This is a genomic window from Haladaptatus sp. AB643, from assembly GCF_024136975.1.
Taxonomy (GTDB): Archaea; Halobacteriota; Halobacteria; order Halobacteriales; family Haladaptataceae; genus Haladaptatus.
This window is the reverse complement of the sequence record NZ_JAMYJW010000009.1, coordinates 95,725-109,108: the sequence shown is the minus strand read 5'-3', so window position 1 is coordinate 109,108 and position 13,384 is coordinate 95,725. Positions and strand designations below refer to the sequence as shown.

At 61.1% G+C, this 13,384-nt stretch carries 12 protein-coding genes; 2 read left to right on the top strand and 10 right to left on the bottom strand.

Translation table 11 applies throughout. From position 1 onward, the window contains the following. Window positions 1–4 precede the first annotated feature (4 nt). The 5 genes from NKF25_RS17175 to NKF25_RS17155 form a co-directional block, all read right to left on the bottom strand. Entirely contained in the window at window positions 5–364 is a 360-nt protein-coding gene (locus NKF25_RS17175; protein ID WP_253227883.1) for a hypothetical protein, read from the bottom strand. Between the two features lie 102 nt (window positions 365–466). Beyond that, window positions 467–1,096: a lamin tail domain-containing protein gene (locus tag NKF25_RS17170; RefSeq protein WP_253227882.1), complete on the bottom strand. Its 630-nt coding sequence runs from the start codon at window positions 1,094–1,096 to the stop codon at window positions 467–469. A gap of 173 nt (window positions 1,097–1,269) precedes the next feature. Further along, window positions 1,270–2,109 (bottom strand): ABC transporter ATP-binding protein, encoded by an 840-nt coding sequence (locus NKF25_RS17165; RefSeq protein ID WP_253227949.1) that lies wholly within the window; start codon window positions 2,107–2,109, stop codon window positions 1,270–1,272. 99 nt (window positions 2,110–2,208) lie between these two features. Beyond that, window positions 2,209–3,306, bottom strand: a complete 1,098-nt coding sequence (locus tag NKF25_RS17160; protein ID WP_253227881.1) for an iron ABC transporter permease — start codon at window positions 3,304–3,306, stop codon at window positions 2,209–2,211. 342 nt (window positions 3,307–3,648) lie between these two features. Continuing rightward, window positions 3,649–4,848: an ABC transporter substrate-binding protein gene (locus tag NKF25_RS17155; protein ID WP_253227880.1), complete on the bottom strand. Its 1,200-nt coding sequence runs from the start codon at window positions 4,846–4,848 to the stop codon at window positions 3,649–3,651. Window positions 4,849–5,017: 169 nt separating this feature from the next. On the opposite strand from NKF25_RS17155, the gene NKF25_RS17150 reads away from it, so the two are divergent. Continuing rightward, window positions 5,018–6,163 carry a hypothetical protein gene (locus tag NKF25_RS17150; protein ID WP_253227879.1) on the top strand — a complete coding sequence of 382 codons (1,146 nt, stop codon included), beginning with the start codon at window positions 5,018–5,020 and terminating at the stop codon, window positions 6,161–6,163. Here the strand turns inward: NKF25_RS17150 and NKF25_RS17145 are convergent. Further along, window positions 6,129–7,409, bottom strand: a complete 1,281-nt coding sequence (locus NKF25_RS17145; protein WP_253227878.1) for a TIGR00341 family protein — start codon at window positions 7,407–7,409, stop codon at window positions 6,129–6,131. The genes NKF25_RS17150 and NKF25_RS17145 overlap by 35 nt on opposite strands. Window positions 7,410–7,462: 53 nt before the next feature. Then, window positions 7,463–10,237, bottom strand: a complete 2,775-nt coding sequence (locus NKF25_RS17140; protein WP_253227877.1) for a PAS domain S-box protein — start codon at window positions 10,235–10,237, stop codon at window positions 7,463–7,465. An 81-nt stretch (window positions 10,238–10,318) separates the two neighbouring features. Between NKF25_RS17140 and NKF25_RS17135 the strand changes: the two genes are divergently transcribed. After that, window positions 10,319–12,046, top strand: coding sequence for a DNA mismatch repair protein (locus NKF25_RS17135; RefSeq protein ID WP_253227876.1), 1,728 nt, complete (start codon window positions 10,319–10,321; stop codon window positions 12,044–12,046). Between the two features lie 5 nt (window positions 12,047–12,051). Here NKF25_RS17135 and NKF25_RS17130 read toward each other — a convergent pair whose 3' ends face one another. From NKF25_RS17130 to NKF25_RS17120, 3 genes are all read right to left on the bottom strand, one after another. Then, window positions 12,052–12,255 (bottom strand): DUF4177 domain-containing protein, encoded by a 204-nt coding sequence (locus NKF25_RS17130; RefSeq protein ID WP_253227875.1) that lies wholly within the window; start codon window positions 12,253–12,255, stop codon window positions 12,052–12,054. 74 nt (window positions 12,256–12,329) lie between these two features. After that, the gene (locus NKF25_RS17125; protein WP_253227874.1) at window positions 12,330–12,806 is read right to left on the bottom strand and encodes an SHOCT domain-containing protein; all 477 of its coding nucleotides are present in this window, start codon (window positions 12,804–12,806) and stop codon (window positions 12,330–12,332) included. A 118-nt stretch (window positions 12,807–12,924) separates the two neighbouring features. After that, the gene (locus NKF25_RS17120) at window positions 12,925–13,353 is read right to left on the bottom strand and encodes a hypothetical protein (protein ID WP_253227873.1); all 429 of its coding nucleotides are present in this window, start codon (window positions 13,351–13,353) and stop codon (window positions 12,925–12,927) included. Window positions 13,354–13,384 lie beyond the last annotated feature (31 nt).

Sequence of the window (13,384 nt, the reverse complement as noted above, 5' to 3'; positions counted from 1 at the left end):
CAGTTTACTCGTTCTCGCGGTAGTGCTGGACGTACATCATGGCGAAAATTCCGAATAGTGGAATGACGTTCGCTACCGTTCCGGTGAACTCGTCCATCGGAACGAGTTGGTACAGCGCACGGCTGACACCGCCGAGAACGAGCAGGGAACCGGCGGCCATCGATAATGCACCGTCCGCTCCACGGAAGTACAACTCCGAAACACCGACGAGAACGAACAAGGTTGGGAATAACCACCACACTACGGTCCAGAACGGTGGGTAGAACAGCAGTACCGCGCCGATGACGGTGATTCCGGCGATGAGTATCACTAGACGGCCGAGGGGATGGTCGGTGAGTCGTCGTGCATACTCCGCTGTGCTCATGATGTCTCTCCAGTAATGTCATTCGAAAACATTTCCTCTTCCGTTAAAAACGTATGCCTCTCTCCATTCCTGATTCCGAAAAAGAATCCCGCAGAGTCGTTTTTAGCAGTCCTTCGAGGTCGTAGTCGTCGTGTACGTCGTGGTCATCCCGTCTGTGGTAGTCGTGGTCTCGTCCGACGTGGTCGCTGTTTGGTCAGTCGTGGTGGTCGTGCCGCTGGTTGTGGTGGTCTCGTCAGTCGTCGTTTCTTCGGTAATCGTGGTGGTGGAAAACGTCGTCGTAGTCGATGTCGGCGTGGTGGTGGTCGTCACAGTGTCTGTCGCGGTTGTCGTGTCCGTCTCGTCGTCCGTCGAAGCGATGACGGTGTCGCCGTCGAGGAGTCGTACGGTATCCGGACTCGTGTTGTTGAGCACGTAGCCGTCGTACTCGGCGCTGTAATCCGTATCCACGCTGGTGTGCGCGCCGGTTCCGACCGTCACCGTCTCACCCGAACCGATTTCCACTCCGTCGTCGAACGTGAAGTTCGTCTGTCCGTCGTCGAACGAGAGCGTCTTTCCCGAGAGGTCGAATGGTTGGTCCCCATTGTTGTGAATCGTCACGTACTCACCCTCCGCGTTTTGCGTCAATTTGACGTCTGATCCGCTGTTTTGAGCGCTTACGAGCGCGAAGCCAGCGGCCGAGAAGATCAGGGTCAGTGCCACTACGATAACGATTCCGCGTCCATTTCGTGTCATGTATCGATTGATGTATCTACCGAGTATCGAACGTTCAACATCGGCACAAGTTACTCAGGAATCATGAATACTTGAAATATGTTGGTGATGTCACAGATATTCCTGGCTCGATACCTGACGAACTTGTGGCTGAAAAAGAACGGTTCCCGGGCTGAACGTACCGCCGCGACCATTTACAGCGGTCGTTGCGGGTTCACGACCGGTCCTTCCGGTCCGAGGCCGACCGTCGCTTCGACGCCGAACACCTCGGCGAGCAGTTCCTCGGTCACGACTTCGTCCGGCGGTCCCCAGTCGTAGGGTTCGCCGTCGCGGAGGGCGACGAGGTTGTCGGCGTAGCGGGCGGCCTGCGAGATATCGTGGAGGACGATGCCGATGGTCAGGTTCTCCTCGCGGGCGAGCGTTTTGACGATTTCGAGGACGTTCAGCTGATGGCGCAGGTCGAGGTACGTCGTCGGTTCGTCCAACAGCAGCACGTCCGTGTCCTGTGCCAGCACCATAGCGATCCACGCGAGCTGTTTTTGTCCGCCGCTGAGGCTGTTCATCTCCTCGTCCCTGAGGTGCGTGACGCCGGCGCGTTCGAGTGCGGTATCGACGGCCTCGTGATCCGCTTCCGTCTTCGACTCGAAGAGCTTGCGGTGCGGGTATCGACCGTGGTATGCGAGTTCCTCGACGGTCAGGCTTCCGGGCGACTTGTTCTGTTGTGAAAGGAGCCCGAGTTCCCGCGCGAGTTCCTTCGTCCCGAACGACTGGATGTCACTGCCGTCCAACCGAACGACGCCGTTTTCGGGTTCCAGCTCGCGGGACAGCGCCTTGAGAAGCGTGCTCTTTCCGCTCCCGTTCGGGCCGACGAGCGCGGTTATCTCCCCCGCCGGGAGGACGATGGAGTTACATTCCACGATGATTCCGGAGGTCGGATAGCCGATCGCCAACTCCTCGCCGAACAGTTCGCTCGCGCGCTCGTTCGTCGGCTCTTCAGTTCGTTCGTTCTCCGATTCGTCCGTTTCCTCGTTCATCGTTTGGTCTAGCTGTTCACTCATTCTGATTCCTCCGGCAGGCGTCCGGTTCCGTCCCGGTCGTCCCTTCGTTGGTGGCGGTGGTGCCTTCGTGTGCCATCAGAGCTCACCCATGTTCTGCTGTTTCCGCATGAGATAGAGGAAGTACGGCCCGCCGACGAGCCCAGTGACGATACCGACCGGAATCTGGATCGGCATGAGTGCGAGTCGAGCCCCCACGTCGGCGGCGACGACCAGCGCAGGTCCGGCGAACAGGCACCCGATCATGAGCTTTCGGTAATCGCTCCCGACGATGTTCCGGACGACGTGGGGAACGATGAGGCCGACGAAGCTAACGATTCCGGCCACTGAGATGGCGGAACTCGCCGCGATGATCGCCAGTATCGAGAGTCCGAACCGGACCCGTTCGACCGACATGCCGAGCGACCGCGCGGTTCGTTCGCCGAGGAGAAGGACGTTCAACTGCCGGGACACGATCAGCGAAATCGGTATGACGATCAGCGTCGGGATGAGGACGATCCGAACCTGCTCCCAGCCGGTTCCCGTGAGCGACCCCGTGGTCCACGCGAGGGCCTGTTGTACCACGCCGATGTCGTCCGCGAAGAAGAAGAGGCCGCGTTGGAGCGACGAAAAGACCGTGCTGACGATGACACCCGCGAGGACGAGTCGGACGGGACTCGTCCCACCCTTCCACGCGATGGTGTAGACGATGATGAACGCGACGACACCGCCGAGCGCCGCGAACACGGGGAGGAACAACGAGAGGCCGCTGAACACGACGAGCGTGAGCAGCACCGCGAGTCCGGCACCGCTGCTGACGCCGAGGATGTACGGGCTCGCCAGTTCGTTGCGCGTGACAGCCTGGAATATCGCGCCCGAGACGGCCAGGTTCACGCCGACGAAGATTCCGACCAGGACTCGTGGAAGCCGCAGACTCCAGACGACTGTCGTGGTGTTGCTCAGGTTCGTACCGTCCGGAATCTCGCCCCCGAACAGGAGCGCCCCGAGTACCTTGGGATCGGCGATGACTTTCGGGTTGAACACGGCGTGCCACGCCTGCGAAAGCGTCGTGGAGTACGCGCCGAAACTGACCTGCACGAGCGCGGAAACGATCACGACTCCGACACTCGCCAGAATAAGCCCCGCCAGTGACCCGTCTATTCGTTCTCCTATCGTCGCCTCGACTTCCTCTGTCATGTGTCCGACCCCGTACTCGGTTTTTCCATCGTTGTCACTACCCGGTGAAGCGACTCGTGCTTCACCTCTTGTTCACCTTTTAGGTCTGCCTAAACACCGATAAGAGCTTTGGTTTTTCTCCCGGAGTGCTAATTACGCCTCTATCGCGCACTCACTGTCCATTCCAGGTTTGTTGCACGGCTCCATCCTCGATTCGATGGGTTACGATTTCGCTCTGAAAAGTGATGACTGGGGATCTCGTCGAAGTGATATGGGATGACGCGAGCGGTTGATGCCTACCGTGCCCGCGTCGCACTGAACTGGGTTATTCCTCCGGAAGTCGCCGACCGTCTTTCTCCTTGCTTAAATATCTCCCTTTACGATGTTCGCGACCCGTTTCTTGTCGTAGAGGTCGCCCGAGGCGTCGTACACCTGCTTTGCTGCGCGTTCGGTGAGGACGAGGTTCGTGATCGGCCCCTGGTACAGCCCGCCACCACGGTACACGTCGTCGTTTTTGACGGCGGTGAGCCGTTTGCCGATCTTGTGGTTCTTCATGAACTCGACGACCGTGTTCTGGAACTCCTTTTTCGTCTGGTTCTCGTGTCCGCGCAGGAGCAACACGTCGGGATCGATCTTCAACAGCGTCTCGAAGTCCACCTCTCCGCGCGTCGCGTGGAAGTCACGGACGTCCGTATTGGCGAACGCGTCTTGGACCTTCAGGTCGCGCCACTGTTTGAAGCTCGTCCCCTCCGAGATGAGGTACGGCGAGAACGACTCGGGTTTGTTCCCGTTCGCCCACATGATAGCAACCGACGGCCGTTTCGACTTCTTCGACGGGACGACCGATTCGAGGTTCGACTGGAAGTCGGTGTGCAGGGACTTGAACGCCTCGTACCGGTCGGTGCGTTTGAACACCTTGGCGAGTTTTTCGAACGCCCCGTAGAGGCTGTAGTATTTGTAGTCCTTGTGCCACTTGTATCCGGTCGAGAAGATGCTGTTGCCGAAGAACGGCCCGATGTTCTTTTCGACTTCGTCGACGTCCGACTGGGACCACCCTTTGAATCGGTTCATCAGGAAGTTCGGGTCGATGACGTGCACGTCGCCGTCCAGTTGGTAGAACAGCTCCTTGTTGACGCCGTCCTGGTACAGGTCCTTCATCCCGCTCTTGTCCACCGAGACGCCGGGTATCTCGTCGTAGTACTGTGTGTGGTACCGACTCGTCAACCAGACCGCTTTCGGCGGTTCGAGACCGAGCGCGATGCCCATGTCGGCCCAACTGCCGTTGTTGGCGACCCAACTCTTCGGGACGGAATCGAACTTCACCGACCCGACCGGTTCCATCGATACCGAGTACGGACCCGACTCCGACGTTTCCGTCTCGGTTGTCTCCGTGCTCGTCCCGTCCGATTTCGAGCCCGTCGTCTCGCTAGTGTTCGTCGTGTCCGTTCCTGCTCCTGAACTCTCGTCGCCGCCGAGACAGCCAGCCATGATCGTCGCTCCGGCGACGCCACAACCGAACAGATACCGTCGACGGCTCGTGGTCTTAGGGTCGTCTGCTACCATGCCCATGTTTTAGGCTCGCCTAAAGGTACGTAAATGTTCTCATTTTTTGGCAGCCCTAAAACTACACTGTCGTCATACCGATAATTCATCCACTCGGACGGGGTACCTGACGGTTCAGTTTCAAGTACTCCCCCGTCGTACCCGAGTTCGGGAACGGGGAAACGACACGATGGGGAACCACGACGACATCGGACAGCGACCAGCAACGCGCTCGCTGCCACGGAGACGACTGGGGACGATGGGGCGGCGACGGTTCGTCACGACACTCGCGGGTGCAGGGCTCGGTTCGATGGCCGCCCTGCTCACGCCCGACGACGTGCGGGCGGCCGGAAGCGACGAAGTGCCACTCGTGTACGGTCGGGGGTCCGATTCCGAACCGCTGACGACGACAGTTCCGGCGGATTGGTTCGCCGACCTCCGTGCCGCGTTCGACGCACACGAGCGCCACGACTTGCTTTCTCGTCACGGAATCGTCGGTAGCGCCGTCGTTCCGGGCGAGTTCGGCGGACGAAACGCCGCCCTCGCCTTGGACGTGACCGACGACGAGGCGACGGGTTCCGTCCCCGAACGAATCGGCGACGTCGCCATCGAAGTGAATCACGTCGAAGCCGCCGATACGACCGAAAAAAGTCGGACGTACGATGCTTCGTTCGACGACGACCGCGTGCCCGGAAGCGTCGAGTGCGGGAGCAAGCACGCCGCCGCAACGCTCTGTCCGGCGATGTACGACGACGGAACGCCGTTTTTTGCGACTTCGAACCATCTCTACGGGGACGACGACGAACAACACCGCGGCGAACCGTTCTACGTCAAGGGACGCACCGGATGGCGAAAGGTCGGCAAAGTGGGACGCGGCTACGCGTTGGACGACTTCGTACGCATCGACCCGGTGAACGACGCGCTTCCGACGAGCGCCATCCACGGCGCTTCACCATCCGCGGTCATGGGGCAGTTCACGCGCGCGGGACTCGCCCACCTCAAAGCACGTCGGTCGAAACTGCAGAAAGTCGCCGCCGTCTCCGGTTACTCGTCGGGTCGGATTCAAGCCGTGGACGGGATGACCTGCGCGTACGGAACCGTCTGCAAACACGGACAACTGAAATGGGGGTCACGGTCCTCGTTTACCGACGGTGACAGCGGGAGCGTCAGTTTCCATCCCGACCTCAAACGGCCGGACGACGGCGTCCTCGTCGCAAGTCTCAACAACGCCCGGACGTGGTGGCCCGTCGAGGACTACATCTGGGGCACGGCCGCCTACCGGATCACGGCCGACCACGGCGTCACGTTCTCGCCACCGACTGCTGGCTTTCGGTGAACTGCAGTTCGACTATCGTCCTCCCGTCGAGTTTGGCGGATATCTTCCCGGCGAGCTTCTTCGCCAGCCCGGGATACCGCTTTCCGGACGGCTTGGTCACGAGCACCGTCACGTGCTGTTTGTCGTCGACGAGGCCCATGTCGTCGAACTCGACGTTCACCTCCACGAGTTCGAGTTGCTCGTACTGCTTCGATTCCAGTATCTTCTGTACCTCCCTGTTCGCCGTGTTTTCGGTGTGGACCTGTTGGGTCATCAGCGCTCCCGCGCCGACGAACGAGACGAGCAAAATCGCGGCCGCGACGATTCTCGGTGCGGCATCCCGAATACTCCCTTCGTTTTTCGGTCGGTAACCGAGTGCCCAGAGGACGCTACCGGACGCGGCATTGATGGAGACGACGTTCACCACCAGCAGGACGAACGCGCCGAACGCCAACACCGGCGGTCCCCACGCCAATCCGACGCCGACGGCGGCGGCGGCGGGAATGAGTGCCGCCGCGATCATGACGCCGACGAGCGAGACCGGCAGTGCGGTTGCGACACCCAACGCCCCCGCCGCGCCAGCACAGAGGCCGACGGCGAGCGAGAGGAATCCAGGAGAGGTGCGCTGGCTTATCTGGTTCACCGTCGCCACGTTGAGGGCCGGTGGGATGAACTGCGCGGACTTGAGCGACCACCCGAAAATCGTCGCGCTGACGATGGCCACGGCGAGTCCGAGCACCTGCGACGACAACCCGTCGCGTATCATGTTGCGGTCGTTCAGGACGAGTCCGACGCTCGTGGTCATCGCCGACCCCATCTGCGGGGCGATGACCATCGATCCGACGACCAGCGCGGGCGAGTTGAGCAACAACCCGGCGGTCGCGACGATCGCCGACAGCACGGTCATCGCGTAGTACGTCACGGGACTCGGGTTCATGCCGAGCGCCTTCGTCCGAATCTCCTCGGTCGCGATGCTGTCGTCCTCGTCTTGCCCCCTGACGAAGCGTTCCTCCAACTCCTGAATGTTCGGTGTCCGGGCCGTCTCCAAACTGCCGACAACGGTGTAGCCGTTCTCGTCCAGACCTGCGTCTCGAAGGCTCGTGAGAACGGCGTCCACTGCTTGCGTCGGCACTGGAAACTGCACGACCGCCGAATCGCCCCCGTTGCCCTCCTCCCGTGTGAGCACGTAATCGATGTCCTCGTCGTCCAGCACAGCGAGAACGTCGCTCCGGCAATCGTCCGGAACGAGAACTTGAATGAGACGCATGACGGGACAAACCGAGGAGGAGGTGAAAGTCCCTCCGGTCGATATCGCCTCACCTATCGGTCGAAAAACGTCTTCAGCACCTTCGACTGTGCGTGTCGCAGGTGCTGATGAAACGTCGGTGCCGAAACGTCGAGCAGTTCCGCGACTTCCTCGCCCGTGCTGTTTCGCGGCCATTCGAAGAACCCGGCGAGATACGCCGTCTCCATTGCCGTCCGTTGTCTGTCGGTCAGCGACTCCGCGAGTTGCATCCTGAACTCCGTCGCCGTCGGTTCGGGTTTTTCCCGCTCCCGCTGGGCGACGACCCGAGCGGTCGGCGCGATGCGCTGCACCGCTTCGACCATTCCCCTGATGTCCGCGTCTCTCGGTAGTTCGATGGTTCCTCTGGCCTTCTCCGGCCCCGCTTCGACGTGTCCGAGCGTCGCCCCCCTGTCCACGAGCGCCTTGACGAACGATGGGCCGTCGTAGCTGACTTCGAATATGCACTCGTCCTCGCGCTCGTGGACGACTCGCGTGTCCGTTACTCCATCGTACTGTTCGGTTCGCTCGCGGATGACCTCCGGTGGCGCACCTGAAGCCGTGACGAAACAGAGGATTTCGCCGGTCGGCGAAATCGTCGTTCCCTGCAAGACGAACGTACACCCGAGTTTCTGCGGAATATCGATGAGATAGTGGTCGGCCTCCAGCGCTTCCATCTCGACTTCCACCACGCAGTCGGAGACGAGCGCCTTTCGGCTCTCCATCGCGGCGATAGCCATCCCGATAGTTTCGCCGAGTTCGACGAGCACCGACTGTTCGCGGCTATCGAACGCCCCTTCCCGGTCGGCGTGAACGACGAGGACGCCGTATTGAGTTTCGTCGTATCGAATCGGAAGCGCCGCCAACGATTGGTAGTCGCCGTCGAGCGCTTCCGTCACCCACGATTCGAACGCCGGATCGGTCGGTACGTCCTCGACCACCACCGTCTGCCCGGATCGCAGCGCTTTGGCGACCGGACAGTTCCGCTGTCCCGCCTTCTTGTCGGCCGATTCGTAGTAAGTATCATCCCCCGCGTTCGCCACTGCTCTGACGGTTTCGACTCCCATCTCGTACTCACCGATCCACGCGAATTCGTACGGTCCGGCCGACGCCAACCGCCCCACGACCGTCTCCTCGATTTCCTCCCTGCTCGTGGCCTGCACCAGCGTTCGATCCACGTCCCGGATGACTTCGTTGATTCGGTTCAGTTCGACCAGTTCGCCTCGCTGTGTCGCCAACGTTTCCTCGCGCTCCGCCCGATCGAGCGCCGACTGGACGTTCGTCGCCAAAATCTCGGCGAAATCACGGACGTATTCGTCGAACCGTCCCGTGGAAGGGGAACCGAGCAGAAAGACACCGTGAGCCCCCAACGGAATCACGATCCCCTGTTCGACTTCCATTCCTTCCTCGCATACTTCGAGACCGTCGTCCGACCCATCGAACATGACTGCTTCACCCGATTCGAACGCCGACCACACCGGATCATCGTTCTCCTCGAAACGTGGAATTTCGTCCAGTAGCGTCTCGGTCGTCTCCGTCATCGCAGCGGGAACGAGCTCGTCGCCTCCCTCGTTCGTGAGGTGGAGTATCGAGAGGGGAAGGTCGAGTTTATCCCCGGCGGCTTTCACCGCGATTTCACAGATGTCCGTCTTCGTCTCCGCCGTCATGAGTCGACGCGTCGCGGAGCGCAGATATTCGAGCGTCCGTTCGCGGTCCTTCCGATCCGAGATATCCTTGAAGATGGCGTTGACGAGCCGTTGGTCGCCGACTTCCGAAACGTTCGCGCTGATCTCGACCGGCACTTCCTCGCCGTCGGGGCGAACGACCGAAAGGTGATCCACGTTCCGTATTATTCCCTCCGCCTCCGAGTGATTCTCGAAAATTTGTCGATACTGCTCCCGTCGCTCTACTGGATGAATCTCCGACTGATGCATCCCACAAATCTCGTTCCGAGGGCGTCCGAGCAACTCCTCCGCCGCCCCATTGGCGTCCACGATGATACCCGTCTCAGCATCGGCGACGAGAACTGCCTCCGGACTCGTGGCGACCAACCGCCGATAGCGTTCCCGTGACGCTTCGAGTTCCGTCTCCACTGCTTTTCGTTCCGATACGTCGCGGATGATGCCGGTTATCAACTCGTCACCGCCACACATGCCGTTGTGAAACGAGAGCAGTACCGGAACTTCGTGGCCATCACGGTGCCGTGCTATCGTTTCGACGTGCTCCCAGTCGAGTTGGCGCTCTCCGGTTTCGACGTATCGGTCGAACGATTTCCGATGTGTCGACCGGAGGACTGACGGGATCGCCGTCGTCAACTGTCTCCCGAGCATTTCGGTCGGGTCGTACCCGAGAACGCGTTCGAGACCGTCGTTGGCGTAGCGGATACGTCCCTCCTCGTCTATCGTTACGACGGCATCCGCCAACCCACCGAGTATCGCCGTTGCTTGTTCCAACTCCTGTCCGGTTCGGTAGTCGTTTATGGCGCGCTCGACTCTGTGTGTGAGTAACTCGGGACGGTCGGGATTGACACAGTCGGTAACCCCTGACGAAAGCGCCCTCGTTATCGTCCGGTCGTCGTCGGTGACGATGAAGAACGGCAATTCCGTGTCGCGTTCGCGTACTTCCTCCAACACAGCCACCGCGTCACGTTCCGGCGGTGACTGCTCACAGACCACGCAGTCGGCGATATCGAGTCGGTCGAGCACCTTCGTGGCACTCGTTCGCCGCTCCGTGGCTCCCTGTAGTCCAACTCGTCCGCTCTGACCAACGTAGACGATTTGTGGCGTGTCCAGGTATGATTCATGGAGGGACATGGGAATATTAACACTGCCGAGCTATCTCTACCTTTCGGTCAAACGGGAACGATTAATACTCGTCCGTGTCAGCCGATAGGTATGAGGCTGGAGGATTACTGGGGCGTCGGGCCGAAGACGAGCGAGTTACTCGCATCGGAACTCGGCGTCGAACGAGCGATTCACGCCATCGAATCGAGCGACGTTCGCGCACTGACGAAGGCGGGGCTTCCCCGAGGACGGGCGACACGTATCCTCCGGCAGGCCAACGGCGGCGAGGGGATGGACGTTCTCGCCACGCGGGATGCTCGTTCGGTGTACAAGTCACTGCTCGACCTTGCCAGCGACTATGCCGTGACACCCGACGCGGGCGACCGAATTCGCGTCTTCACGCCGGTTCGATCCCGGGAGAAGGCGGAGGAACGACTCGACTCCGCGATGGCGGCCGTAAAATCGTGGGATGAACTGGACGACGAGACGCGGGAAACCGTCCTCGATGCGTTCGACGCCTACGACGGCAGCGAGCGAACCGCCGTCGAGACGGCGCGGGCGCTCCAACGAACCGGCGTCGATGACGGCGCGTTTGCCACCGTCGCCGGAATCGACCCGGACGACCTCGAAGTCGCGGACGGTGCCCTCGGGAAACTCGACGACGGATCGGTCGCGGAGGGTGCCGACGAGGAACTCGACCGCCTCCGGGAGACGCTCGCGGCGGCCGAACGACTCGAAAGCGGGTCCCTCGACGTGCTCGAAGCCGTCCAGTCCGGTGACGTTCGAAACCCCGACGAGTTCCGCGAGAGCTATGTCGAGTACGTCGCCCGCGAGACCGGCATCGAACCGCAGCGGATCCGCGACGCGACGGTGGGCGAGGCGACCGACGCCACTGACTTCGTCGGCGGGTCGCTCCGCGAACTCGTCGCCGAAAGCCGTGCTGCGGCCGAGGAACGGGAATCCTCGGTGGTCGAGCGACTCGAAACCGACATCGAAACCGCCCGTGATGCCATCGATGCCGCCGCTTCGGCCGTGAGCGACCTCGCGGTTTCGCTGTCGCTCGCCCGCTTCGCCGCAGCGTTCGACCTCACGCGTCCGGAGTTCGTGGACTCCGGGTTCGCCGTCGAGGGTGCACGGAACCTCTTTCTCGCCACGGGGAGCGGCGACGTCCAGCCCATCACCTACGGCATCGGCGACCACGCCGTCGCGGGACCACCGAAAGGTGATCGCGTGACCGTTCTGACCGGCGCGAACAGCGGTGGGAAGACGACCCTGCTCGAAACGCTGTGTCAGGTCGGCTTGCTTGCACAGATGGGTCTGCCCGTCCCCGCCTCGCGGGCACAGGTGTCGATTTCCGACGCCATCGTCTTCCACCGCCGCCACGCCAGTTTCAACGCTGGCGTGCTCGAATCCACGCTCCGGAGCATCGTCCCGCCGCTCACGGACGACGGACGGACGCTCATGCTGGTGGACGAGTTCGAAGCGATTACCGAACCGGGGAGCGCCGCGAACCTCCTCCACGGCCTCGTGAGTTTGACCGTCGACAGGGGTGCGCTCGGCGTGTTCGTCACCCACCTCGCGGACGACCTGAATCCGCTCCCCGAACAAGCCCGGAAGGACGGTATCTTCGCCGAAGGGTTGGACGAGGAGTTGGACCTGCTCGTGGACTACCAACCCCGCTTCGACACGGTCGGCAGGTCCACGCCGGAGTTCATCGTTTCGCGGCTCATCGCGTCCGCCGACGACCGCGCCGAACGCGCCGGTTACGACGTGCTCGGCCGAGCAGTCGGCGAGGCGCTGGTGCAGGAAACGCTCGATTCCTGGACGGTCGAGGAGTGACGGGGTTACTCCTTCGGACGTTTGAACACCAGCGCGCTCGTCTCGCTTTTGGGCCGTCCGCCGAGTGACCTGTTCGACCCGGTCAACGATGCCGCCAGTTCCCAGCCCCGTTCGCCCAGTTCGTTGAGGCTCGCTTCCGTCGGTTTCTCACTATCTCCGAAGAGGCCGCCGTCCGACAGTTCCACTATTTTGTACTCCCATTCGTCCATGGAAACACCTTGTCCCGGTTTCAGTTATAAACTTTCGCGCGTCGGGAGACGAGTAAAAATCGCGCCGATTTCGATCATTCGCGTTCGAGGTTTCGCTCCCGATCGGTTCGGAATCGGTCCTCGACATCTTCCACGGTGTCGTTTTCCATGAGTTTCTCCAGTTTTCGCTCGAACTGTTCGTCGGTGAGTTCGCCGCGTGCGTAGCGGTCTTTGAGCGTTTCGAGGGCGTCGCGGTTGTTCGCCGCTCCGCGTGTGCTTTCGTCGTTTCCCTGCGGGTCGTCTTCCCACCGGTCTCGTCGTCGGTTCCTTCTTCTCTCCCTGCGCTCCCGCCGTCGCTGTTTCCGCGAGGACGGTTCATCGTCCGCTTCCTCCTCGTCTTCGTCACCGAACAGCAATTCGACTATCGGAATAACGACGATGTAACCGCCCAACAGTGCCCACAGCCACCATCCTTGGCCGGTGAGCAAGGCGAGGAGCCAAATCCCCGTCACGAGGATCGACGCGATTTCGGTCGCGTTCTCCTGAAATCGCTCGCTCGCGGTCCCGCTCATACCAGTTCGTTTCTTCGCCGAGGTATAAAACGTCCTTCTTCTCCGATCCGTTACCGTTTCGTGACCACCGCGACGGGAGCACTCCGAGTCCGTTCGAGTCGAAGGAGCGTCGGGGAAATCACGACAGGTGGACGCGTTTCGACACTTGGTCCTGAAGCCCGAAAGCGATGGCCATCAGCAGTACGCCGGTTAGAACGACGGGCGAGAACTGGAGGAATCCCCAGGTCGGGGAGATGGTGAGTGCCGTGATCGCACCGCCGAGACCCAGCAGAACGACTCCGAAGCCACCGATCGTTACTCGTCCAATTCGACTCCTTCGAGCACCGACTGACACGAGTGGCGACACGCTCACCGTGAGCAGGAGGACGCCGATCGCGGGAATCCAGACGTATTGACCAACTGCCGTGAGCGTCCGGTCGAGCCACGGGAACGTAACGGACGGGACGTACGACGTCGTCATGATACTCACGACACCCCAATACAGGAGGAAGGCTCCAACGATCCCCACGATTCCGTACAGCACTCCTGACGAATCCGATTTATTCATTACTAATAACAATTCTTCTCTGATAATAAAT